The organism is Streptomyces sp. NPDC034049 (genome assembly GCF_055575575.1).
On the sequence record NZ_JBVISJ010000004.1, the window covers coordinates 332,563 to 356,723 of the forward strand.

Here is a 24,161-nt window from a genome sequence, read left to right on the forward strand (position 1 = left end):
GGAAGAGAGGCTCACCGCCATGGGACAGCATCACCACGGCCAGGACCCGCACCAGCACGGACACCGGTGCGGACAGGACCACGGCCCCGGCCACGCGCACGGCCCCGGCCACAGCACCGACCTCGACTGGGCGGAGCTGGCCGGATATCTGGAGGGGCAGGCGGAACTGTTCGCGCCGCTGAACCGGCAGGCCGCCGCGTGGATCGCCACACGGCAGCCCGAGCCGGGGCTGGTCGTCGACGTAGGCAGCGGCCCGGGGGTGGTGAGCTGTCTGCTGGCCGAGACGTTCCCCGGCGCCCGGGTCGTCGCGCTGGACGGCTCCGGCCCCCTGCTGGAACGGGCGCGGGGCCGGGCGGAAGAGCTGGGCCTCACCGACCGGTTCGGCACCCTGGAGGCCGAACTGCCGGGCGGGCTGAGCGACTTGGACTACCCGGCCGACCTGATGTGGGCCAGCCGCAGCCTGCACCACCTCGGCGACCAGCGTGCCGCCCTCGCCGCCTTCGCCGAACGCCTGGCCCCCGGCGGCACGTTGGCCATCGTGGAGGGCGGGCTCCCCAGCCGGTTCCTGCCACGTGACCTCGGCATCGGCCGCCCCGGGTTGCAGTCCCGGATCGACGCCGCGGAGGACCGGTGGTTCACCGAGAGAATGCGGACCTCGGTGCCCGGCAGCGTCCCGGAGACCGAGGACTGGCCGGGGCTCCTCACCGCCGTGGGCCTGCGTGACGCCACGTCCCGCACCTTCCTGCTGGACCTCCCGGCCCCGGTCTCCGACGCCGCACGCGCCTACGTCGTGGGCCAGTTCCAGCGCGCCCGGGGAACGCTCGCGGACTTCCTCGACGCCGCCGACCTCGCGACGGTGGACCGCCTCCTCGACGCCGACGACAAGGCGAGCCTGCACCACCGCACAGACCTGTTCGTCCTCGCGGCCCAGACGGTGCACGTCGCCCGGCGCTGACGAGTCGGGGCGCGGTGAAGTCCCCGGCCACCCGGTGAAGTCCCCCCGCTCCGGCGGAGCTTGACTTCGAGAGCGCTTCAAGTGGTGGACTCCGCAGGTCGGCCGGAGCCCTTCCGGCCGACCGGAACCACAGGGGGATTTCCATGACCGACGCACCAGTGGCGCTCATCACCGGCGGATCCAGCGGTATCGGGGCCGCCGTCGCCCGGCAGCTGCTCGACCTCGGCCACCGGGTCGCCGTCACCGGCCGCGGCGCTGAGCGGCTACAGGCGTTCGCGGCCGGACTCGGCGACCCGGAGGGGCTGTTGACCCTGCCCGGGCACGCGGCCGAGTACACGGACGTACAGGCGGCGGTGGACGCCACGCTGAAGGAGTTCGGGCGGATCGACACCGTCCTCGCCAACGCCGGCTTCGGCACCCACGACACGGTCGCCGAGGGCGATCCGGCCGGCTGGCCGGAGATGGTGCTGACCAATGTGCTCGGGCCCGCCCTGCTGATCCGGGCGTCCATCGACGCCCTCAAGGAGACCCGGGGCCGGATCATGCTGGTCGGCAGCGTCGCCGGGTTCATCCACGCGCCCGGCAACATCTACGGGGCGACCATGGGGGTACCTCCCGCTCGAGCGAAGCCGAGAGTGGGGGAGGGCGGTCACCGGGCTCGCCGAGAACACGCGGCGGCAGGTCACCGAGTGGGGGGTGGGGGTGACGCTGATCGCTCCCGGCCGGGTGGAGACCCCGTTCTGGGACAGCTACGGCAGCCTGCCGCCCGGACACCTGCTGACCGCCGACCAGATCGCCGACTCCGTGGTGTGGGCGATCCGCCAGCCGGCCGGGGTCGACATCAACACCGTGGTCGTGCGGCCGATCGGGCAGCCGGTCTGAGCGCGACGAGACCGCCGTCGGACGGCTTCCGGCGGCAGTCTCGTGGCCTGTCTCAGGCCTGGTTGAACGTCGCCGGGTCCGGGCCGATACGGCGGTCCTCGTTCAGCGCGCTGATCGCGGCGATGTCCTCGGTGTCCAGGGAGAAGTCGAAGACCTCGATGTTCTCCTTGATGCGGGACGGGGTCACGGACTTGGGGATGACCACGTTGCCCAGCTGGAGGTGCCAGCGGAGCACCACCTGGGCGGGGGTGCGGCCGTGCTTCTGCGCGATCGCGATGATCGCCGGGACCTCCAGGAGCCCCTTGCCCTGGCCGAGCGGCGACCAGGCCTCGGTGGCGATGCCCTGCTCCGCGTGGTACTCCCGGGCGGCGAGCTGCTGGAGGTGGGGGTGCAGCTCGATCTGGTTGACGGCCGGGATGACGTTCGTGGCCTCGATCAGCGTCTCCAGGTGCTCCGGAAGGAAGTTGGAGACACCGATCGCCTTCGCGCGGCCGTCGGCGTAGAGCTTCTCGAACGCCTTGAAGGTGTCGACGAAGGTGCCCCGGGCCGGCAGCGGCCAGTGGATCAGATACAGATCCACGTACTCCAGGCCGAGCTTGTCCAGGGACTCGTCGAAGGCGCGCAGGGTGGAGTCGTAGCCCTGGTCGCTGTTCCAGAGCTTGGTGGTGACGAAGAGGTCCTTGCGGGCGACGCCGGCCTTGGCGAGTGCCTTGCCGGTGCCCTCCTCGTTTCCGTAGATCGCGGCGGTGTCGATGCTCCGGTAGCCGGCCTCCAGCGCGGTGGTGACCGCCTGCTCGGCCTCGTCGTCCGGCACCTGCCACACGCCGAAGCCCAGCTGGGGCATCTCGACGCCGTTGTTCAGGATGATCGGGGGGACCTTGCTGCTCACGAGCTCTCGATCCTTTAAGTCGTCGGGTGGTGCTTCCCATCGTCAACGATCACGGGGCGCGATGCATTCCTGAGCGGCCAGCTCGCCCCCGGAATCGCAGATTGGCCGGAAATGGATCCGGCGGTTCCAGCGTATCGGTCTGGACCTGGACCCAAAGGTGACCTGAAGAAACCCGAAAGGGCGCGGGGAACTGCGCGACCAGCCACGGCGGACCCACCGTCCGGGACGGACCCCTGCTCCAACGGTGCTGTCCGGCTCGACCGGGCGGAGCGGTTCGGTGCGCCGGATCCTCAACAAGAAGCGCTCGACCACGCCCATCGACGTCTCCCGCGCCGACGTCGACACCTTCCTCGCGGATCACTGATCCGACCGGCGAGGCGGCGAACCCGCTCACGCCCGGTACAGCGCCTCGACCTCGGTGGCGTACGCCTTCTCGATCGCCTTCCGCTTCAGCTTCAGCGAAGGCGTCAGCAGGCCGTGCTCCTCGGTGAACTGATGGGCGAGGATCCGGAACGTGCGGATCGACTCGGCCTGCGAGACCAGGGTGTTGGCGGCGACCACCGCCCGCCGCACCTCGGTCTCCAGCTCCGGATCGCGCACCAGTTCGGCCGCCGACAGCTTCACCTTGTTGTGCATCTGCAGCCAGTGCTCGACGGCCTCCCCGTCCAGGGTGACCAGGGCGGCGATGTACGGGCGGTCGTTGCCGACGACGATGCACTGGGCGACCAGCGGATGGTCGCGCACCCGCTCCTCCAGGATCGCGGGCGAGACGCTCTTGCCGCCCGAGGTCACCAGGATCTCCTTCTTGCGCCCGGTGATGGTGAGATAGCCGTCCTCGTCGAGGGAGCCCAGGTCACCGGTGGCGAGCCAGCCGTCGTGCAGGGTCTCGTCGGTGGCCTTCTGGTTGTTGAGGTAGCCCTGGAAGACATTGGGGCCGCGCAGCCAGATCTCGCCGTCGTCCGCGATGTGCACGGTCATACCGGGGATGGCCTGGCCGACGGTGCCGTACCGGGTGCGCTCCGGCGGGTTGGCGGTCGCGGCCGCCGTGCACTCCGTCAGGCCGTACCCCTCGAAGATGTGGACGCCCGCGCCCGCGAAGAACAGGCCGAGCCGGCGGTCCATCGCCGAGCCGCCGGACATCGCGTACTTGATCCGGCCGCCCATGGCCTCCCGGATCTTGCCGTAGACGACCTTGTCGAAGAACTGGTGCTGCATCCGCAGCCCCGCCGACGGGCCCGGACCGATGCCCCAGGCCCGCGCCTCCATCGCGTCCGCGTACTTCACGGCGACCTCGACGGCCTTCTCGAACGGTGCGGCCTTCCCCTCGCGTTCGGCCTTGCGCCGGCTCGCGTTGAAGACCTTCTCGAAGATGTACGGCACCGCGAGGAAGAACGTCGGCCGGAAGGCCGCGAGGTCGGGCAGCAGGACGGCCGCGTTGAGCTGCGGCTGATGGCCGAACTTGACCTTCCCGCGGATGCCCGCGACCTGCACCATCCGTCCGAAGACGTGCGCGAGCGGCAGAAACAGCAGCGTCGCCGCCTCGTCGCCCTTGCGGGACTTGAACAGCGGCGCCCAGCGCTCGATGACCGTGTCCGCCTCGACCATGAAGTTGGCGTGCGAGATGACGCAGCCCTTCGGGCGGCCCGTCGTGCCGGAGGTGTAGATGATCGTCGCGATCGACTCGGGGGTCACCGCGCGGCGGTGCCGGTGCACCATCTCGTCGTCGAGGTGCGCCCCCGACTCGTACAGCTCCTCCACCGCGCCCACGTCCAGCTGCCAGAGCCTGCGCAGTTGCGGGAGCCGGTCGATGACCGTGGCGATGGTCATCGCGTGGTCCTCGTGCTCGACCATGGCCGCGGTGCACTGGGAGTCGTACAGCATCCAGAAGACCTGCTCGGCGGAGGAGGTCGGGTAGACGGGGACGACCTGGGCGCCGACGGTCCACAGCGCGTAGTCGAAGAGGGTCCACTCGTAGCGCGTACGGCACATGATGGCGACCCGGTCGCCGAAGCGGATGCCCTGGGCCAGCAGGCCCTTCGCCAGCGCGAGGACCTCGTCGCGGAACTCGGCGGAGGTCACGTCGCGCCACTCGCCCCGCTCGTCCTTGCGGCCGAGCGCGATGTACGTCGGGTCCTCCTGGGCGTACTCGAAGACGACGTCGGCCAGACCGCCCACCGGCGGCGCCGACGCCAACGGGGGGTTGGTGAACTCGCGCAAACCCGCTCCTCGTGGCGCTCCGCACAGCGCGTGAAAGCTACCTCACCGGGAGAACGGGCGGGAGGGTTCAGGAGGGGGCGCATCGGGAGGTGCGGCAGGGGGCCGCGCCGGAAAACACGCGCAGATGGGGAGGTCTCCGGCACATTTCCTGACGCGTCAGTAAGTTTCGGGGCCGTAATCTCCACCGAACCCGCACGCCCCGGTCACGGTCCGCGTCCTCGCGGAGACGCTCTGGCCTGGGGAAACGTGAGCCTCGTTCAGGTCCTCCGGGAGCGTCACACCCCCCGCGCGCGGCCGTGGAGCCGGTCGCCGCCGGCGAGGATGGCCGCCGCGAGGGCGTCCGCCGCGCTCGTCGCCGCACCCGGGCGCCGGCCGTGCACGAGGACGAAGTCGACCTCCCCGAGTTCCGGCAGCCCGGCCCGCTCCGGGACACGGACCAGACCGGGAGGCACCAGGCGACGGGAATGCGCCATCACGCCGAGGCCCGCGCGGGCGGCGGCGATCAGACCGTTGAGGCTGCCGCTGGTGCACGCGACGCGCCAGGCACGGCCCTCACGCTCCAGCGCCTCCAGGGCCAGGGCACGGGTGATGCCCGGCGGCGGATAGACGATCAGCGGGACGGGGCGGTCGGCGTCGAGGCGGAGCCGCTCCGCGCCGATCCACACCAGGCGGTCCGTCCAGACGGGCTCGCCGCGGGGGTCCTCCGGGCGGCGCTTGGCCAGCACCAGATCGAGCTTGCCCGCCGCCAGCCGCTCGTGCAGCGTGCCCGACAGCTCGACCGTCAGCTCCAGGTCCACCTCGGGATGGTCGTGCCGGAAGGCCTCCAGGATCTCCGGGAGCCGGGTCAGCACGAAGTCCTCCGAGGCGCCGAACCGCAGCCGTCCGCGCAGCCGGGTCCCGGTGAAGAACGCCGCCGCCTGCTCGTGCACCTCCAGGAGCCGCCGGGCGAAGCCGAGCATCGCCTCGCCGTCCTCCGTCAGCTCCACGGAGTGCGTGTCCCGGGAGAACAGCTGCCGCCCGGTCGCGTCCTCCAGCCGGCGCACGTGCTGGCTCACCGTGGACTGCCGCAGCCCCAGCCGCCGGGCGGCCTGGGTGAAGCTCAGTGTCTGGGCCACGGCCAGGAAGGTACGCAGCTGGGAGGGGTCGTACACGATCCCCACCCTATCCGCTCATCGCAGGACGTGATGACAGTCAGAGCGGTATGAAGGATTCCCGATCAAGGGCCGGGAGAGGACGATGGAGAGGGGCCTTCCGGCCCTGACGCACCCTCATCGAAAGTACGTGGAGCACCGTGAAACGCCTGAAGTGGCCGAACTGGATGCCGATCGACCCGTACATCCTGCTGCTGCTCGGGACGGTGGGCGTAGCCGCCCTCGTCCCCGCGCGGGGTACGGCCGCCGAGGTCGCCTCGGGGGCGTCCACGGCCGCGATCGCCTTCCTCTTCTTCCTCTACGGCGCCCGGCTCTCCACCCGCGAGGCCGTCGACGGCCTCAAGCACTGGCGGCTCCACCTCACCGTCCTCGCCTGCACGTTCGTCGTCTTCCCCCTGCTGGGCCTCGCGGCCCGCGGCCTCGAACCGGTGATCCTGAGCCCCTCCCTCGCCACCGGACTGCTCTTCCTCACCCTCGTCCCGTCGACGATCCAGTCCTCCATCGCCTTCACCTCGATGGCCCGGGGCAATGTGCCCGCCGCGATCTGCGCGGGCTCCTTCTCCTCCCTCGCGGGCATCGTGATCACCCCGCTGCTCGCGGCGAGCCTGCTGGGCGGCAGCGCGGGCGGCTTCTCCGCCGACTCGCTGGTGAAGATCGTGCTCCAGCTGCTGGTGCCGTTCGTCGCGGGACAGCTCGCGCGCCGCTGGATCGGCGGCTTCGTCACCCGGCACAAGCGGATCCTCGGCCTCGTCGACCGGGGCTCCATCCTCCTCGTCGTCTACGTCGCCTTCAGCGAGGGCATGGTGCGCGGCATCTGGAGCCAGGTCAGCCCGCTGCGGCTCGCCGGACTCCTCGTCGTCGAGGCGGCCTTGCTGGCCGTGATGCTGCTGCTCACCTGGTACGGCGCCAAGGCCCTGCGCTTCGACCGCGCGGACCGGATCGCCATCCAGTTCGCCGGCTCCAAGAAGTCCCTCGCCTCCGGACTGCCCATGGCGAGCGTCCTGTTCGGCCCCGAGGCGTCCCTCGCCGTCCTGCCGCTGATGCTCTTCCACCAGATGCAGCTCATGGTCTGCGCGGTCATCGCCAAGCGCCGCGCCCACGACCCGGTGGAGGAGCCGGCGGTCACGGAGCAGCGAGACGAAGCGATACGAACCGCGGTCGGTACAGGGACGCGTTCCGGGTGATGTTCAGCTGCGCCGCCGCCGCGTCGGCGTCCAGCCAGTTGACGTCGTAGCTGAGGACCAGCCTCCCGTCGCCGACCGCCCGGTGCGCCTGCGGGTTGTACGCCGCGACACCGCTCCGCGGCAGCGGGGCGTCGAACCCCTCGGTGGGCCCGTGCCAGGGCCCGGCGGGGGAGCACGCCCAGTACGCAGTCACGGTCGTGAGCCCCGCCGTCCCGGCGGCCATGGTGAACAGCACATAGGTGCGCCCGTCCCGGACGACGGTGAAGGCGCTGCCCACCCCCTTGTCCCCGCCGTTGCCGAGCACCGCCGCCGGCCGGCCCCGCACGGCCCACCGCGAGCCGTCCCAGTACTCCCACGCCCCCGGCTCCCCGAGCCGGCCGCGCGGCACCCGCGCCACATAGGCGTGGGAGGACGGCCGGGAGGCGGCCTGGGCGTCGGTGCCGCCGAAGACGTACGTCCACTCGCCCGCGTCCACGGCCGTCGTCCCGAACAGCACTCGCCGGGCCGGATCGGCGACCGCCGCCTGGTCCAGCACCGTCGTGATCCCCTCCAGCCGCAGACCGGGCAGCGACAGGGTGGCCACCTCGGTCGCGGTGGGCACCCCGTAGATCCACGGCGACCGCCCCGCCGTACGGGTCCACAACAGCACCCGCACGACCTTCTCCTCCGAGCCGGGGGAGCGGGGCTCGACCCGGGCGGCCACCGGCCAGCGCCACCGCTGCGGGGCCGGGTCAGGGAAGACGGGCGCCGGGAGCGTCGACTCCAGCCGGCCCGAGGGGGACATCACCACGGCCGAGTTGCGCACCAGGGGCGTCGAGACGTCCCGCCAGGTGACGGACTCGCCGGCCGGGTTGGGCGGCGGGTGCACCTGGCCCAGATAGGTGTCGGAGAACAGCCACAGCACCCGCCCGTCCGGGAGCGCCACCGAGTGGGTGCCGTCGCCGCCGGTCCAGTCGTCGGTGCGGGTCGCGTCGTCGCCGTAGCGGGTGAACTCGCCGGTCAGCGCGGCCTCCGGGGCCCAGTCCCGGACGGTACGGGCCGTGCAGGCGACGCCGCCCTCCCGGTCGTCGTCCGGGAGGGCGGTGAGCAGCACGGCGGCGAGGGCCAGGACCAGGGCCAGGATCAGGACCGGTCCGGCCCCCGTCCGCTGTCGCGCTCCCGCGTCGTCGGGCACGGAAGGGACGTTAGTGGGCCGCGTCCACCCGGTCCATGGGCAGGCGCAGGATCTCGCCCCGTCGCGCGGCGTCCCGCGGAGCGAGCCTGGCCACTTCCGTGTCGCTCAACGCCCGGTCGTACAGCCGCACTTCGTCGATCGCGCCGGTGAAGTGGGCGCGGCTGTCCACCCGTTGCCCGATGTGCACCCCGAACGGCGAGTTCCGGCTGACCGATCCGGGGACGTCGGCGGTGCTGAACGCGGTGCCGTCGACGAAGAGGGTGAGCTGCCCTCCCGCACGCTCGGCTGCGCCCGCGCGCGAGGCACCCCCCTCGCGCCGCAGCACGAGCCGGTGCCATTCCCCGTCGTTGTACGCCTCCGTGGTCCGCACGGAGGCGGTCCGGGGCGGCGAGGCCCCGTCCCGCACGGTGACGAGCCCCGTCAGCCGCCCGGCCGCCGGCTCCCCGCGCAGCCACACCTGGGGCTGTGTGGTCCCGACCCCGCCCATCCACAGCATCGGCTGTTCCCCGGTGGCCGCCGTGTACCGGAACCAGAGCGAGGCGGTGAAGTCCCCGTCCCCGAGCGGGAGTCGGGGCCGGTACGGCAGCCGTACGGCGTCGTCCGCGCCGTCGAAGTCGAGCGCGCCGCCGACCACGCCGTCCGTGGGCCGGGCGCCCCCGAGCACGGCCGCCGGCCGGCCGCCGGGCGCCCTGTCGGGCGTCGTCGGGTCCGGGCCGCGGCGCGCCTTCAGCCAGCTCTCCGTGAACCGGGCGAAGCGGATCTCGTCCCGGGCATCGACCGCGCCGCCCTCGTACAGCAGCCCCACGACGGCGTCGCCGGCCGTGTCGCCGTCGATCCGCACCAGGTCCGAGTAGCCGGACCAGTCCGTGGTGACGACCGTGCCCCGGTCCACGCTCTCCCAGGTGCGTCCGCCGTCGTACGAGGAGCGGATCGCCATCGTGCGGCGGCGGTCGGGGTCGGCCGGGCCGGCCAGCAGCATGCGGTCGCCGAGGCGCAGCAGGGAGCCCTGCACCTGGGGCGTGTAGAGGTCCGGGAGCGCCTTGAAGGGCGCGGCGAAGGTGGTACCGCCGTCGCGGCTGACGGTCTGGCCGCGGTGGCCCAGGTCGGTGCCGTCCTGTTCGCGCCCGCTGACCAGCACCGAGCCGTCCGCGCGTTCGGCGAGCGTCAGCTCCGACGGCTTCTGGCGGAAGGTTCCGTCGTCCGCGACCGGCCAGGTGTCCGTGGCACCGACCTTCCAGTTCCGCCCACCGTCGTCGCTGGTCACGAGCGCCGCGTGGTTGGCGGTGACCCGGCCGTCCGCCCAGGTCTCGGCGTTGACGCCGAGGACGAGCCGGCCGGTGTGCCGGCCCCGGGTGAGCTGGATGCCGTGCACGGGGCCGGTGGCGTACCAGGAGTTCCAGCCGGACGGGCGGATCTGGTCGCTCAGGGCGCGCGGTTCGGACCAGGTCAGCCCGTCGTCGTCGCTGTACTGCAGATGCGGGGCGCGGTCGCAGGGGACGTCGCAGCCGGCGCTGTCGAGGCGACCCGTGTTGTAGGTCTCCGCCAGCACGATGCGGCCGGTTCGGCGGTCGACCACGGGGGCGGGGTTGCCGTGGGTGTCGCCCCGGCCCTCGTTGACCACCCGCAGCGGGCCCCAGGTGCGGCCGCCGTCCGTGGAGCGCTTCACGACGAGGTCGATGTCCGCGGCGTCACCGCAGTTCAGGACGCGGCCCTCGGCGAAGGCGAGCAAGGTGCCGGTGGTGCTCCGCACGATCGCCGGGATGCGGAAGCAGGCGTAGCCGGGCTCCTGGGAGGCCTTGAAGAGGACCTGTTGCTCGAACTCGGCGGCGGCGGTGACGGTGGCGGTGGCCTGTCGGGGCTCGGCTCCGGCCGGGTGGGCGAGGGTGAGGAGGGCGGTGGTGGTGAGTACCGCGGTGAGCGGGGAGGTGAGGGATGAGCTGAGGGGAGATCTGAGGGGAGATCTGCGGCGTGCGCGAGGAGTCGACGGCACGGTGTGGCCAGCCCTTCATCCGTCTGAGGAGGGACATCGGACGTCCCACGTCCGATGTGGGGCCATGACCGTACGTGGGGGTCCCGGGGCTCACAAGAACCGTGCGGGTGGGTGGGCGTGTTTCGCGTCAGGGGGTGGGGGGTGCGGTCGCGTGGGCGGGTGCGGGTCCGGTGGGGCTTCTCGCGCAGTTCCCCGCGCCCCTAAAAGACCAGGCCCTGCGGGCCTGAAAGACCACGGCCCTGCGGGCCTGAAAGGCGACGGGGCTGCGGGCCTGAAAGGCGACGGGGCCGCGGGTCTGAAAAGCATGGGGCGCAGCCCCTGCTTTTCAGGGGCGCGGGGAACTGCGCGAGAAGCCCCACTCACCCGCACCCGGCAACGAAACCAGTGGGCCCACGGCGCGTACCCGGCGGCAAAGGCGGAGCCCCCGGCGGCGCAGGGGGCGCTCCCCGCCGCAAGGGGCCCCACCGCCGTGTCGCGGAGGCACCGCTCAGCCGCTCTGGTCGACCCCGGCCGCGGCCCGCAGAGCGATACGGTGCTCGCCCGCGTACACGTTCATGGAGGCGCCCCGCAGGAAGCCCACCAGGGTCAACCCGGTCTCCGCCGCCAGGTCCACCGCGAGGGACGACGGCGCCGACACCGCCGCCAGCACCGGGATCCCCGCCATCACCGCCTTCTGCGCCAGCTCGAACGAGGCCCGCCCCGAGACCAGCAGCACCGCCCTCGACAGCGGCAGCGACCCGCTCTGCAGGGCCCGCCCCACCAGCTTGTCCACCGCGTTGTGCCGCCCGACGTCCTCCCGTATGTCGAGCAGTTCACCGGCCTCGCTGAACAGGGCCGCCGCGTGCAGACCCCCGGTCCGGTCGAAGACCCGCTGGGCCGCGCGGAGCCGGTCGGGGAGGCCCGCGAGGAGGTCGGGGTCGAGCCGGACCGGGGGAGCGTCACCGCCCCGGGTGTCGTCGACGGGCCACCGGGCGGTCGTCCGGACGGCGTCCAGCGACGCCTTGCCGCACAGCCCGCAGGACGAGGTCGTGTAGACGTTCCGTTCGAGGGTGATGTCGGGGACGACGACTCCCGGGGCCGTCCGCACGTCCACCACGTTGTACGTGTTCGAACCGTCCTCCGTCGCGCCCGCGCAGTAGACGATGTTCTGGAGGTCCGACCGCTCGGCGAGCACCCCTTCGCTGACCAGGAACCCCGCCGCCAGGGCGAAGTCGTCGCCCGGGGTGCGCATGGTGATCGCGAGCGGCTTGCCGTTCAGCCGGATCTCCATCGGTTCCTCGGCGACGAGCGTGTCCGGGCGGGTGGAGACCGCGCCGTCCCGGATGCGGATCACCTTGCGTCGTTCCGTGACTCGTCCCATGTCGTGTCTCAGTCCCGGTTCTGTACGTGCTGGTAGCCGAAACGGCCCTTGATGCAGAGGTTGCCGTGGGTCACCGGGTTGTCGTGCGGCGAGGTGACCTTCACGATCTCATTGTCCTGCACATGGAGTGTGAGGTTGCAGCCCACACCGCAGTACGCGCACACCGTGGTCGTCTCCGTCTGCGCCGCCTCGTCCCAGGTGCCCGCCGCCCGCATGTCGAACTCCGACTTGAAGGACAGCGCGCCCGTCGGGCACACCTCGATGCAGTTGCCGCAGTACACACAGGCCGAGTCGGTGAGCGGGGCGTCGTGCTCCACGGCGATCCGGGCGTCGAAGCCCCGGCCCGCGACGGAGATCGCGAACGTGTTCTGCCACTGCTCCCCACAGGCGTCCACGCACTTGTAACACAGGATGCATTTGTCGTAGTCCCGCACGTAGAGCTCGTTGTCGACCTTCGGTTCCTCGTTCAGCCGGGCCGCGTCCGGGCCGAAGCGGTCCGGTTTCGCCTCGTACTCCTTGATCCACCCCGCGACCTTCGGGGTCGTCGAGAGGTCGACCGACGACGCGAGGAGTTCGAGGACGACCTTGCGGCTGTGCCGGGCGCGCTCGGTGTCGGTCCGCACCTCCATACCGGGCTCGGCCTTGCGGGAGCACGCCGGGACGAGGGTCCTGGCGCCCTCGACCTCGACGACACAGACCCGGCAGGCGTTCTTCGGGGTGAGGGTGTCGCCCTCGCACAGGGTGGGCACGTCCTTCCCGGCGGCCCGGCAGGCGTCCAGGATCGTCGAGCCCTCGGGCGCCCGCACCGGCTCCCCGTCGAGGGTGAACTCCAGCAGACGGCGCGGCACTCCCAGCGGGATCACGGTCATTCGTACGCCCCCAAGCGGTCGATCGCGGATTCCACGGCGTTCCACGCGGTCTGCCCGAGACCGCAGATGGAGGCGTCCCGCATGGCGCGGCCGACCTCCCTGAGCAGGGCGATGTCCCCGGCCGCCGCTGCCCCGGTCCGCTCGGCGATCCGGTGCAGGGCCTCCTCCTGCCGTACGGTCCCGACCCGGCACGGCACGCACTGCCCGCAGGACTCGTCGCGGAAGAACTCCGCGATCCGCAGCAACAGCCGGGGCAGCGGGACCGTGTCGTCGAAGGCCATCACCACCCCCGAGCCGAGCGTGGTGCCCGCCTCCCGTGTCCCCTCGAAGGTGAGCGGGATGTCCAGCTCGTCGGGGCGCACGAAACCACCGGCGGCGCCGCCGAGGAGGACGGCCCGGAGCCGGTCCCGTACCCCGGCGAGCGTCAGCAAATCGCCGAGGGTGGCGCCGAAGGGCAGTTCGTAGATGCCGGGCCGGTCGACGCTGCCGGAGACGCAGAACAGTTTGGGCCCGGTGGAGCGGGCGGTGCCGACCGCCGCGTACGCCGGCGCGCCCATCGTCAGGATCGGCAGGACGTTGACCAGCGTCTCGACGTTGTTCTCCACCGTCGGCTTGCCGAACAGCCCCTTCTCCACCGGGAACGGCGGCTTGGAGCGCGGCTCCCCCCGGTACCCCTCGATGGAGTTGAACAGGGCTGTCTCCTCGCCGCAGATGTAGGCGCCGGCGCCCCTGCGGATCTCGATGTCGAAGGCGTAGCCCTGTCCGAGGACGTCGTCGCCGAGCAGTCCCCGGGCGCGGGCCTGGGCGATGGCGTGCTCCAGCCGGCGGAGGGCCCGCGGGTACTCGCCGCGCAGATACAGGTAGCCGTGGTGCGCTCCGGTCGCGTACGCCGCGATCGTCATCGCCTCGACCAGGGAGAACGGGTCGCCCTCCATGAGCACGCGGTCCTTGAAGGTGCCCGGCTCGGACTCGTCCGCGTTGCAGACGAGGTAGTGCGGGTGGTCCGGCTGGGAGGCCGTGGCCTGCCATTTCCGGCCGGTGGGGAAGGCGGCGCCGCCCCGCCCGACCAGGCCCGACTCGGTGACCTCGCGGATGACGCCGGCGGGCCCGAGCTCGAAGGCCCGGCGCAGCGCCGTGTAGCCGCCGTGGGCCCGGTAGTCGTCGAGCGAGGCCGGGTCGACGACGCCGACCCGGCGCAGCAGGGTCAGCGAGGGGTCCCCGGCCTGGGGCACCGCCAGGGCCGCCGCCGGCTCCTCGTCCGCCGAGTCGGGCGCGCTCGCCGCGAGCACGGCCCCCTCCAGGGTCGCGGGCGCCGCCACCGCCGTACGCACGGGGTCCCCGGCCCTGATCGCGAGGGCGGCCGGTGCCCGCTCGCACAGCCCGAGGCACGGGCTGCGCTGCACGCCGACCCCGCTGCCGAGGCCGAGGCGGGCCTCGACCCCGGCGCAGAGGTCGGCCGCCCCGGCGGCGGCGCACGCCAGGTCCGTGCAGACGTGCAGCACGGTCGCGGGGCGCGGCTCGACGGAGAACATCGCGTAGAACGTGGCCACGCCGTACGCCTCCGCCGGCGGCACGGTCAGCCGGCGGCAGAGGTAGTCCAGCGCGCCGCCGCTGATCCAGCCGATCCGGTCGTTGATGGCGTGCAGCCCCGGCAACAGCAGGTCACGGCGCTCCCGGGCCTCCCGGCCGCCGCGCGCCCAGCGCAGATCGGCGTCGGAACGGTCCGCGCCCTCCCAGGAGGACTCCGGCGGCCCGAGCAGCGCGTCGACCGCCGCCTTCTCCTCGTCCGTGGGCTTGCTGTCACCGAAGTGCAGGTCCACTCTGTGTCACCTCACGATGGTCGCGACGGGCAGCTTCTCGATCCGGATCGCCGACGCCTTGAACTCCGCCGTCCCCGCGATCGGGCAGTTGGCCTCGATCGTCAGCTGGTTGGTGTCCACCTCGTCGGGAAAGTGCATGGTCATGAAGGCGAGGCCCGGCCGCAGCCCGATGTCGATCCACACCGGCGCCACCACCGACCCGCGCCGCGAGGAGACCTGGACCTCCTCGCCCACCACGACCCCGTAGTGCTCCGCGTCCTCCGGGCACAGCTCGATGTACTCCCCGCGCCGCAACGGGGAGGCGTAACCACCGCTCTGCACACCGGTGTTGTACGAGTCGAGCCGCCGCCCGGTGGTGAGCCGGATGGGGAACTGATCATCCGTCAGATCGACCGGCGGATCGTGCCGGACGATCCCGAAGGGTGCGCGCCTGCCCCGTCGCGCCGGATCGGGATCCCACAACCGCCCGTGCAGATAGCTCGGTTCGACGCCGTCGGTGTCCGGGCAGGGCCACTGGATGCCCTGGTGTTCCTCCAGCCGCTGGTACGTCATGCCGTAGTGGTCCGGCGACACCGACCGCAGCTCGTTCCAGACGGCCTCGGCGTCGGCGTACTTCCACTCGTGCCCGAGCCGTGCGGCGAGGTCGCAGAGGATGTCGATGTCCTCGCGGGCCTCCCCGGGCGGGGTGACCGCCCGGCGCACCCGCTGGACCCGGCGTTCGCTGTTGGTGGTCGTGCCCTCCGTCTCCGCCCATCCGGCGGTCGCGGGCAGCACGACATCGGCCAGCTCGGCCGTCTTCGTGAGGAAGATGTCCTGGACGACGAGGAAGTCCAGCTCCCGCATGCGGCGGACGGCCTGCTCGCTGTCGGCCTCGGACTGCGCCGGGTTCTCCCCGATGCAGTACACGGCCTTCAGGGAGCCCTCCTCCATGGCCTCGAACATCTCCGTCAGGTTCAGCCCGTGGTGCGGCTGGATGACGGTGTCCCACGCCGACTCGAACTTCAGCCGGGACTCGGGGTCGAGGATGTCCTGGAAGCCGGGCAGCCGGTTGGGGATGGCGCCCATGTCGCCGCCGCCCTGCACGTTGTTCTGGCCGCGCAGCGGCTGCAACCCGGAGGCGTAGCGGCCCACGTGCCCGGTCAGCAGGGAGAGGTTGATCAGCGCGCGGACGTTGTCGGTGCCGTTGTGGTGCTCGGTGATGCCGAGCGTCCAGCACAGCTGGGCCCGCTCGGCGCGGGCGTACGCGTGCGCCAACTCCCGTATGGCGGCGGCCGGTACGCCCGTCACCTTCTCCGCGAGGGAGAGCGTCCAGGGCTCGACGAGCGCCCGGTACTCCGCGAAGCCGGTGGTGGCCCGCTCGATGAACGCCTCGTTGGCGAGGCCCGCGTGGATGATCTCGCGGCCGATCGCGTGGGCCATCGGGATGTCGGTGCCGACGTTCAGTCCCAGCCAGCTCTCCGCCCACTCGGCGGTGGACGTGCGCCTCGGGTCGACCGCGTACATCCGGGCACCGCCCCGGATGCCCTTCAGTACGTGCTGGAAGAAGATCGGGTGCGCGAAGCGGGCGTTGGAGCCCCACATCACGATGACGTCGGTGTGCTCGATCTCCTCGTAGGAGGAGGTGCCGCCGCCGGAGCCGAAGGCGGCCGACAGGCCGGCCACGCTCGGCGCGTGGCAGGTGCGGTTGCAGGAGTCGACGTTGTTGGTGCCCATGACCACGCGGGCGAACTTCTGCGCCACGTAGTTCATCTCGTTGGTGGCGCGGGCGCAGGAGAACATGCCGAACGCGCCGCGGTTGCGCTCGATGCCGCGGGCGGCCCGGTCCAGGGCCTCCTCCCAACTCGCCTGCCGGAAGGGCTCGTCGCGGGAGTCGCGGACGAGGGGATGGGTGAGTCGGGTGTAGGTCTTCGGTTGCCGTTTCTGGCGGTTCTGCCGGTTCTTCACGCGGCGCTCCTCAGCGCGAGCAGGTCCGAGATGGCGTGGACGGTGCGGAGTGTGGGCACCTCGACGCCCGTGATGTCCGCCAGTTCGACGACGGCGGCCAGCAGGACGTCGAGTTCCAGCGGTTTGCCGCGCTCCAGGTCCTGGAGCGTGGAGGTGCGGTGGTCGCCGACGCGTTCCGCGCCGGCCATCCGCCGTTCGATGGAGACCCCGACCTCGCAGCCGAGAGCCTCGGCGACGGCCAGCGTCTCGGCCATCATCGTCTCGATGACCTTGCGGGTGCCGCCGTGCAGACACATCTGCCGCATGGTCGCGCGGGCCAGGGCGCTGATCGGGTTGAACGAGATGTTGCCGAGCAGTTTGATCCAGACGTCGCCCCGGATGTCGGGCTCCACCGGGCACTTCAGACCGCCCGCGACCATGGCCTCGCTGAACGCCCGACAGCGCGCCGAGACCGTACGGTCGGGCTCGCCGATGGAGAAGCGGGTGCCTTCCAGGTGCCGTACGACGCCCGGTCCTTCGAGTTCGGTGGCCGCGTAGACGACACAGCCGATGGCCCGTTCGGGCGCGAGCACCGCACTGACCGCGCCGCCGGGGTCCACGCTCTCGACACGGTGGCCGTCGTGCGGGCCGCCGTGCCGGTGGAAGTACCACCAGGGGATGCCGTTCTGGGCGGCGATCACCGCCGTGGTGTCGTGCAGCAGAGGCTCGATCAGCGGCCCGCACGCCGCGTACGAGTTGGCCTTGAGGCCGAGGAAGACGAAGTCGACCGGGCCGATCTCGGCCGGGTCGTCGGTGGCGTGGGCGCGGGCGGTGAAGTCCCCGCGCGAGCTGAGCACGCGCACCCCGTCCCGCCTCATGGCCGCGAGATGCGGTCCACGGGCGACGAGATACGTGTCCGCGCCGGCGCGGTGGAGCGCGGCGCCGACATAGGCACCGATCGCACCGGCGCCGAGAACTGCGACTTTCATGGTGAGGGAGCTCCGTTCGGTCGAGGGATACCGCGGAGATGGCACTCTGTTCGAACTCTGTCGACGAAATATTGTCTACAGTATGGAAGTTGGGCCGACAAGACTTCGCGCAACGACCGGGCAAGGCATTACTCGGACATGAAGGTGGCCGGTACGCGAAGGCGGGGGCGGCCGGGGGAACGACCGTTCGGCGCGCGGTGGATACCGTTCATCGCACACGGTCGACGCGCCGCCTTCTCAACTTCCCCTGCCACTCCCTACCGTCCGGGATCATGAGTCCCCCCGTCGCACCTCCGGGCTGGAGCCGCTGGCTCGTCCCCCCGGCCGCACTCTCCGTACATCTCTCCATCGGACAGGCCTACGCCTGGAGCGTGTTCAAGCCGCCGCTCGAATCCGCCCTCGGCCTCAGCGGCACCCAGAGCGCCCTGCCGTTCCAGCTGGGCATCGTCATGCTGGGCCTGTCCGCCGCGTTCGGCGGCACCCTCGTCGAGCGCAACGGGCCGCGCTGGGCGATGACCGTCGCACTGATCTGCTTCTCCTCCGGCTTCCTGCTCGCCTCCCTCGGCGCGGCCACCGAGCAGTACTGGCTGATCGTCTTCGGCTACGGCTTCGTCGGCGGCATCGGCCTCGGCATCGGCTACATCTCACCCGTCTCGACCCTGATCAAGTGGTTCCCGGACCGGCCCGGCATGGCCACCGGCATCGCGATCATGGGCTTCGGCGGCGGCGCGCTGATCGCCTCGCCCTGGTCCGCCCAGATGCTGGAGTCCTTCGGCGCCGACTCCTCCGGCATCGCCCTCGCCTTCCTGGTGCACGGCCTGTCCTACGCCGTGTTCATGCTGCTCGGCGTGCTGCTGGTCCGGGTGCCGCGCACGGAGCGGCCGGTGGACAGCGGACCGAGCGTCCTCGCGGGCCCCCAGGTCTCGGCCCGCAACGCGATCCGCACCCCGCAGTTCTGGTGCCTGTGGGTCATCCTCTGCATGAACGTGTCCGCGGGCATCGGCATCCTGGAGAAGGCCGCTCCGATGATCACGGACTTCTTCGCCGACTCCTCCACCCCGGTCACCGTCACCGCGGCCGCCGGTTTCGTCGCGCTGCTCTCCGCAGCGAACATGACCGGCCGTATCGTCTGGTCCTCGACGTCCGACCTCATCGGACGCAAGAACATCTACCGCGTCTACCTCGGCGTCGGCGCGCTGATGTATCTGCTGATCGCGCAGTTCGGCGACGCGTCCAAGCCGCTGTTCGTCGTCTGCGCCCTGGTGATCCTGTCCTTCTACGGCGGCGGCTTCGCCACCGTCCCCGCCTATCTGAAGGACCTCTTCGGCACCTACCAGGTCGGCGCCATCCACGGCCGGCTGCTCACCGCCTGGTCCACCGCCGGCGTCCTCGGACCGCTGATCGTCAACTGGATCGCCGACCGGCAGGAGGAGGCGGGCAAGTCCGGCTCCGACCTCTACGGCACGTCCTTCTTCATCATGATCGGACTGCTCGTGATCGGCTTCGTCGCCAACGAGCTGGTCCGGCCCGTCCACCCCCGCTTCCACATCCCCGCCCCGAGGGAGGCCGCCGATGTCGTCCAGCGACAGCAGTCCGAATCCGCCTGACCGGCGTCCCCTGATCGTCCTCGCGTGGATCTGGGTGGGCGTACCGCTCGCCTACGGCCTGTACGAACTCGTACGGAAGGCCACGCAGTTGTTCACCGGCTGAGCGCTCCGGCCGTGCTGTGCCGATGCCGGAACTCCCGGCATCGGCACGCTCACGCCGGGGACCGGTCGTCGGGGGCCGTCGGCTGATGTGCCGTCACGGCGCTCGGCACGGCGCTCGGCACGGCGACGGCGGCGCTGTCGTGCCCGACGCCGGAGCCGACCGTGCTCCGGCGCGGCCCGGCGCGGTCCAGCCAGAGCAGGACCAGGCCGAGCGCGCAGGCCAGCGCCGGCCAGTAGACGTAGCGGTAGTTCGTCGCCGGCACGATGGGCAGATAGCCGAGCAGGTACGCCACCGAGCTGATGCCCAGCGCCCGGATCGGCAGGGAGAACCTCCCCTTCCCCGGACGGACGGCGAGCACGAGGGCGACGGCGAGCCAGAACCAGCCCCGGAAGAGCGGCTTCAGATCGGTGGCCGCACCGTTGACGTACGAGGCGAGGGTGGCCTCCAGCCGGGGACGCGCCACCTCGATCCCGAGGTCGTTGGCGAAGACACCCGGCTGGTACGGGTAGCCGGTCTCGAACAACAGCGAGGTGAACACCCGCAGCCGGTACTGGAGATAGCCGGAGGGGTGCTCGCGCATCTCGCGCAGCCACAGGGACGTCAGCTCGTCCGCGTCCCCGACCAGTCCGTCCGCCGGGCGCTGATAACAGGCCCAGTAGGTGTCCGACAGGGCGCCCACACGACCGCACTCCACGGCGGCGGCCACCAGGCGGTCCCGCAGGTCCGGCCGGATGTCGGCCGAGCGCAGTTCCTCCACGGTCAGGACGTGCAGGAGGTCGTCGAGCATGATCTGCGCGCCCTGGTCCGTCTGCACCGGCCGGGCGAACAACGAGATCGCGGCGGCGGGCACGACGACCGCCGCCACCAGCGCCGCCGTGCACGCGGCCCAGGTGCGGCGCCCGGGGGAGCGCCACAGCGCGAGGACGAGCAGGACGAACATCGGGATCGCGGCCAGGAAGGCGTTCTTGCGCACGAGCACGGCGTAGGAGAGGAAGAGCACGCCCAGCCAGAGCAGACCCCAGCGCGTCCCGGTGGAGAGGCCGCGGTCCCGCAGCAACAGTCCGACGAACGCCACCGCGCAGGCCGCCAGCAGCGCGCAGGCCGTGTGGACGTCCTTCCACACCACGCCGACGAACGTCAGCACCGGCGGCGTCAGCCCGAGGCCGAGGACGGCGAGCGAACCGGCCCGGCTGCCCGTCAGCTCCCAGACGCACCGGGCGAGCACCCACAGCGCGCCCCACAGCACGACGGACTGCAGGACCGCCATGGCCGCGGGAGTGCCGGTGACGGCGATGAGCGCGCGCCACACCAGGCTCAGCACGGGCGGATGCCAGTCGGTCAGGGGCGTCCTGCCCATGGCCTGCCGGAGCTGGTCGAGGCTGTCGGGACTCATGTACCCGGGGATGAAGACGACGGTCGTGGTCAGGCAGCACGCCGCGGCGACAGCGGTCAGCCACCAGTTCCAGTGACTTTTGCCCTGTACCGGTGTGTTTTGTCCCATGCGGCGGATGCTAACAGCGGCGACCGGACCGGACGGATCAGGGCGCGACGAAGACGTAGCGCCGGTAGGTGACGAAGCGGAACAGGGTGGCGAGGACCCAGCCGAGCACGCGGGCGGCGTTGTCGCTGCCGATCGACTCCAGCCCGAGCAGCTGCCGCGAGGCGTAGACCGTGCCCGCGGTGATGGCGACACCGACCGCGTTCACGAACAGGAACAGCGCCAGTTCCTGGGTCATGCTGTCGCGGTGCCGCCGGCGGTAGGTCCAGTAGCGGTTCCCCGCCCAGCTGAAGAGCGCCGCCGCGCTCGTCGCGACGACGGAGGCCCACACGGGGGCCGGCGCCATCACCCCGACCTCCGTGCCGCCGGGAAGCCCGAACACCAGCAGGTTGTAGCCGCCGTTGTCCACCACGAAGGCCAGCGCCCCGACGACCCCGAACTTGGCGGCCTCGCGCCAGGCGCCCCGGACGGCGTCCCGCGCACGCAGCGCCATGGATACGAGGACCAGCACACGGCGAGAGTAACGACCCGGCGCGCCCCGACCGCCCGAACGCGCCCATAACGCATTATTTCGTATCGTCATCCGACGCCGGGTCAGGTAAGGAGCGGCCGTGCAACCGACGATCGCGTGTGTCGTGCCGTGTCACAACGAGGAGGCCGCCGTGGGCAAGGTGGTGCGCGACCTCAGGGTGGCGCTCCCCGAGGCGGACATCTACGTGTACGACAACGCCTCCACCGACCGGACGGTCGAGGTCGCCCGTGCGGCGGGCGCGATCGTCCGCGAGGAACCGCGCAAGGGAAAGGGCAACGTCATCCGGCGTGCCTTCGCCGATGTCGACGCCGACGCCCTGCTCCTCATCGACGGCGACGACACCTATGACGCCTCCCGGGCGCGCGACCTGGTCAACCTGCTCTTCGAGGGGCCGTACGACCAGGTGGTCGGCGCCCGCCGCGAGACGGTCAGCGCCGCCTATCGGGCGGGCCACGCGACCGGCAACCGGCTGCTCACGGGCGCGGTGCGGTTCCTGTTCGGCAACGACGTGACCGACATGCTGAGCGGCTACCGCGTCTTCTCCCGCCGCTTCGTCAAGTCCTTCCCGGCACTCGCCCGCCAGTTCGAGACCGAGACCGAGATGACCGTCCACGCGCTGCACCTGCGGCTCCCCACGGCCGAGGTGGAGGTGGACTACCGGGTCAGGCCCGCCGGGAGCGAGAGCAAACTGCACACCTTCCGGGACGGCTGGCGCATCCTGCGGGTCATCCTCGACCTCGCCCGGCGCGAGCGGCCCTCGCTGGTCCACGCCGTGGTCGCGGGACTCCTGGCCCTCGTCTCGGTCGTCCTCGGCATCCCCGTCGTCGCCGAGTTCATCCGCTCGGGCACCGTGCCGCGCATCCCCACGGCGATCCTCGCCGCCGCGATCATGACCATCGCGGTGCTCGTCCTGCTCGTCGGCTACATCCTGGAGTCCCTCATGCACATGCGGCAGGAACACTCCCGGCTCGTGCACCTCGCCTACGCGGCGCCGGGCCGCCCCCCGCGCTACACCGGGCCCCGGCCCGGCACCCGCCCCGTGCCTGCCAGGAACACCCCGGGACGCCGCTGACCGCCCGGGGCGCGGCACCGCCCGCGCCCCCCGGAGCACGGCCCGGACCGTCAGCGGCGGCCGCCGAACTCCCAGTCGTGGACCTCGATGTCGGCGTAGCGGCCGGCGGTCAGCACGGCCCGCGCCGCGTCCGGGTCCGGGGCCCTGAGCAGCACCGCCGTCCCCAGCCAGGTCGCGCCGTCGTCGGACAGCAGCGGTCCGTACGCGATCAGATCGTCCCGGTCGGCCGGCACCTCGACATCGGCGGCCGGTCCCGATCCCAGCCCGAGCACCAGGTACCGGGCACCGCCGCTCGCCCCGCCGGGGAACTCCCACATGGTCCGCCCGAGCAGGTTGCGCCACCGGCGCAGCAGCACGTCCCGGTATGCGCCGGCCCGGTAGTTGGGCTCGTCGAAGACGAACGCGCGGGCGGCGGCGGGATCGGGCAGGTCGACGATGTGCACGCTGCCGGTCGGGGTCTCGCCGTCGGCGGCGAACGTCGGGCCGCGGGCGATCAGCTCCTTGGCGTACCCGTCCATGTAGGACCAGTGCTCCTCCAGCAGTTCCTCGCGCAACGGGAGGGAGCCGGGCCGGTCGCGGTGGTAGCAGAAGTACTCCATGGCCCCGACCCTTCCCGACACACGGCGACATCTCAACGGACTTTCGCGGCGGAGCCGTTCGCAGCGCCCCACGCGCCCCACGCGGCCCACGCGGCCCACGCGGCCCGCGACGGTATCCCAGGCACCGCATATCGGTGCAGGTCAGATGGGCTGGGATGGTTCCATGGTGCTCGTCGGGGCGTCGGCTGTTGCGCGCGGCCGTTGTGAGCGCTGATGCTTCTGGTGCCGCACCGAGCGGGTCCGGGCCGACCAGCCGGCCTCGCCGCGGCACCCACGTCCGACACTCACTCGTTCACGGGGGAACACCCATGTCCTTGCGCATTCGTACGAGCGCTTTCACCGCTTTCGCCGTCGCCGCTGTCGCGGCGGGTTCGGTCCTTGTGGCGCCGGCGGCGGGTGCCGCGCCGAAGGTGGCCGCGCCCGCGTTCCTGTCGGCGTCTCAGTTGCCGCCGCATCCGACTTCGTCCTGGACCGCCGGGCCGGTCACCGAAGGATTCCCGGAGGCGCTCGGCCTCTGTGTGAGCACGGAGGGCGTGCCGTCCTACGAGTACCGGCACCGTGAGTTCCGGACCGATGTGGACACCAACGCGGTGCAGTTGACCGTGGTGGCGGACACGGCCGCGCTGGCCAAGGCTCTGGCGAAGCACTACGACGACCTGATCCGCACGTGTGCCGACCGTGTCGAGGCGGCGTCGCCCGATGTCGATGCGGAGGGCCGGGACTACGGCACGCTTCAGGTCGAAGAGGGGGCCCATGTCCGTGGTCTGAACACCGAGACGTCGGGGGGTGCCAACGACGTGGCCCTGATGTCGGTGGGGCGGGACGGCCGGACGGTGACCGTCGTCAGGTGGGCGCAGATGGGTGACTTCACGGACGCGCCCGTGGCCGCCTTCAAGAAGACCACGGTCACGGCCGTCAACAAGCTGTACTGACCGGCAGGCCACCGGAAACGAGCCGGGGCCGTCCTTCCGCCAGGGGAGCGGAAGGACGGCCCCGTACGCCTGTCGGACACAACCGGGGCGTAGATCGAACGGAACGCGTACCGCGGCGTCCGAGGCACAGGGAAGCCCACCTGCGTGGACCACTGGAGAGGGACGACAGGGACAGGCGCGGACGGGGACGGGACGGCGAGGACGCGTTACCGGCCGGGTACCTGGTGGGCGACTGTTAGGTCGCGGAGCGGAGGCTGGGAACCGTCTACGAGGGCCGGCCCGCGATCCCGAGGGGCGAGGAACCGCGAGCCCGGTCCGGGGGCGGGCATGAGGAAGCCGTCGCGCTCAAGTTCCTGCCCACCGCCGGACCCGCCCCACGTCAGGCCCGCGCTCTCCTGGAGACCGCCCGGCGCGA

General features: G+C 71.8%; 19 protein-coding genes and 1 pseudogene. 7 read left to right on the forward strand and 13 right to left on the reverse strand.

Annotated elements, in window-relative coordinates:
* Nucleotides 1-19: 19 nt before the first annotated feature.
* Together ACZ52C_RS14695 and ACZ52C_RS14700 are read left to right on the forward strand one after the other, a co-directional pair.
* Entirely contained in the window at nt 20-955 is a 936-nt protein-coding gene (locus tag ACZ52C_RS14695; RefSeq protein WP_469075065.1) for a class I SAM-dependent methyltransferase, read from the forward strand.
* 143 nt (nt 956-1,098) lie between these two features.
* Nucleotides 1,099-1,837, forward strand: a pseudogene (locus ACZ52C_RS14700) (SDR family oxidoreductase).
* Between the two features lie 52 nt (nt 1,838-1,889).
* Here the strand turns inward: ACZ52C_RS14700 and ACZ52C_RS14705 are convergent.
* From ACZ52C_RS14705 to ACZ52C_RS14715, 3 genes are all read right to left on the reverse strand, one after another.
* Nucleotides 1,890-2,726 (reverse strand): aldo/keto reductase, encoded by an 837-nt coding sequence (locus ACZ52C_RS14705; protein WP_033529749.1) that lies wholly within the window; start codon nt 2,724-2,726, stop codon nt 1,890-1,892.
* Nucleotides 2,727-3,116: 390 nt separating this feature from the next.
* Complete coding sequence (locus ACZ52C_RS14710) at nt 3,117-4,943, reverse strand: AMP-dependent synthetase/ligase (protein ID WP_469075066.1); 1,827 nt, start codon at nt 4,941-4,943, stop codon at nt 3,117-3,119.
* 275 nt (nt 4,944-5,218) lie between these two features.
* Nucleotides 5,219-6,094 (reverse strand): LysR substrate-binding domain-containing protein, encoded by an 876-nt coding sequence (locus tag ACZ52C_RS14715; protein ID WP_469075067.1) that lies wholly within the window; start codon nt 6,092-6,094, stop codon nt 5,219-5,221.
* A 140-nt stretch (nt 6,095-6,234) separates the two neighbouring features.
* On the opposite strand from ACZ52C_RS14715, the gene ACZ52C_RS14720 reads away from it, so the two are divergent.
* Entirely contained in the window at nt 6,235-7,278 is a 1,044-nt protein-coding gene (locus ACZ52C_RS14720) for a bile acid:sodium symporter family protein (protein ID WP_469075068.1), read from the forward strand.
* On the opposite strand, the gene ACZ52C_RS14725 is transcribed toward ACZ52C_RS14720, so the two are convergent.
* From ACZ52C_RS14725 to ACZ52C_RS14755, 7 genes are all read right to left on the reverse strand, one after another.
* Entirely contained in the window at nt 7,217-8,452 is a 1,236-nt protein-coding gene (locus ACZ52C_RS14725) for a hypothetical protein (RefSeq protein ID WP_469075069.1), read from the reverse strand. The two genes, ACZ52C_RS14720 and ACZ52C_RS14725, sit on opposite strands and share 62 nt — an antisense overlap.
* A gap of 10 nt (nt 8,453-8,462) precedes the next feature.
* On the reverse strand, nt 8,463-10,442 hold the full coding sequence (locus ACZ52C_RS14730) for an exo-alpha-sialidase (protein WP_469075070.1): 1,980 nt from the start codon (nt 10,440-10,442) through the stop codon (nt 8,463-8,465).
* A gap of 487 nt (nt 10,443-10,929) precedes the next feature.
* Nucleotides 10,930-11,802 carry a formate dehydrogenase accessory sulfurtransferase FdhD gene (gene fdhD, locus ACZ52C_RS14735; RefSeq protein ID WP_469075071.1) on the reverse strand — a complete coding sequence of 291 codons (873 nt, stop codon included), beginning with the start codon at nt 11,800-11,802 and terminating at the stop codon, nt 10,930-10,932.
* Between the two features lie 8 nt (nt 11,803-11,810).
* The gene (locus tag ACZ52C_RS14740) at nt 11,811-12,671 is read right to left on the reverse strand and encodes a 2Fe-2S iron-sulfur cluster-binding protein (protein ID WP_319237153.1); all 861 of its coding nucleotides are present in this window, start codon (nt 12,669-12,671) and stop codon (nt 11,811-11,813) included.
* Entirely contained in the window at nt 12,668-14,491 is a 1,824-nt protein-coding gene (locus ACZ52C_RS14745; RefSeq protein WP_469075072.1) for an NADH-ubiquinone oxidoreductase-F iron-sulfur binding region domain-containing protein, read from the reverse strand. Before ACZ52C_RS14745 ends, ACZ52C_RS14740 begins: the two co-directional genes overlap by 4 nt.
* Before the next feature lie 6 nt (nt 14,492-14,497).
* Nucleotides 14,498-16,435, reverse strand: a complete 1,938-nt coding sequence (locus ACZ52C_RS14750; protein WP_469075073.1) for a molybdopterin oxidoreductase family protein — start codon at nt 16,433-16,435, stop codon at nt 14,498-14,500.
* Entirely contained in the window at nt 16,432-17,403 is a 972-nt protein-coding gene (locus ACZ52C_RS14755; RefSeq protein WP_469075074.1) for a 2-dehydropantoate 2-reductase, read from the reverse strand. The genes ACZ52C_RS14750 and ACZ52C_RS14755 overlap by 4 nt, the downstream gene beginning before the upstream one ends.
* A 272-nt stretch (nt 17,404-17,675) precedes the next feature.
* On the opposite strand from ACZ52C_RS14755, the gene ACZ52C_RS14760 reads away from it, so the two are divergent.
* Entirely contained in the window at nt 17,676-19,010 is a 1,335-nt protein-coding gene (locus tag ACZ52C_RS14760) for an OFA family MFS transporter (RefSeq protein WP_469075075.1), read from the forward strand.
* The gene (locus tag ACZ52C_RS14765) at nt 18,976-19,113 is read left to right on the forward strand and encodes an MFS transporter small subunit (RefSeq protein ID WP_177261885.1); all 138 of its coding nucleotides are present in this window, start codon (nt 18,976-18,978) and stop codon (nt 19,111-19,113) included. The genes ACZ52C_RS14760 and ACZ52C_RS14765 overlap by 35 nt, the downstream gene beginning before the upstream one ends.
* Before the next feature lie 49 nt (nt 19,114-19,162).
* On the opposite strand, the gene ACZ52C_RS14770 is transcribed toward ACZ52C_RS14765, so the two are convergent.
* A complete protein-coding gene (locus ACZ52C_RS14770; RefSeq protein ID WP_469075076.1) occupies nt 19,163-20,614 on the reverse strand; it encodes a hypothetical protein in 1,452 nt (483 codons plus the stop codon).
* 37 nt (nt 20,615-20,651) lie between these two features.
* Entirely contained in the window at nt 20,652-21,122 is a 471-nt protein-coding gene (locus ACZ52C_RS14775; protein WP_469075077.1) for a GtrA family protein, read from the reverse strand.
* Between the two features lie 100 nt (nt 21,123-21,222).
* On the opposite strand from ACZ52C_RS14775, the gene ACZ52C_RS14780 reads away from it, so the two are divergent.
* Nucleotides 21,223-22,215: a glycosyltransferase family 2 protein gene (locus ACZ52C_RS14780; RefSeq protein WP_469075078.1), complete on the forward strand. Its 993-nt coding sequence runs from the start codon at nt 21,223-21,225 to the stop codon at nt 22,213-22,215.
* A gap of 50 nt (nt 22,216-22,265) precedes the next feature.
* Here ACZ52C_RS14780 and ACZ52C_RS14785 read toward each other — a convergent pair whose 3' ends face one another.
* Nucleotides 22,266-22,814: a YciI family protein gene (locus ACZ52C_RS14785; RefSeq protein ID WP_469075079.1), complete on the reverse strand. Its 549-nt coding sequence runs from the start codon at nt 22,812-22,814 to the stop codon at nt 22,266-22,268.
* A 308-nt stretch (nt 22,815-23,122) separates the two neighbouring features.
* Between ACZ52C_RS14785 and ACZ52C_RS14790 the strand changes: the two genes are divergently transcribed.
* A complete protein-coding gene (locus tag ACZ52C_RS14790) occupies nt 23,123-23,746 on the forward strand; it encodes a hypothetical protein (RefSeq protein WP_469075080.1) in 624 nt (207 codons plus the stop codon).
* Nucleotides 23,747-24,161 lie beyond the last annotated feature (415 nt).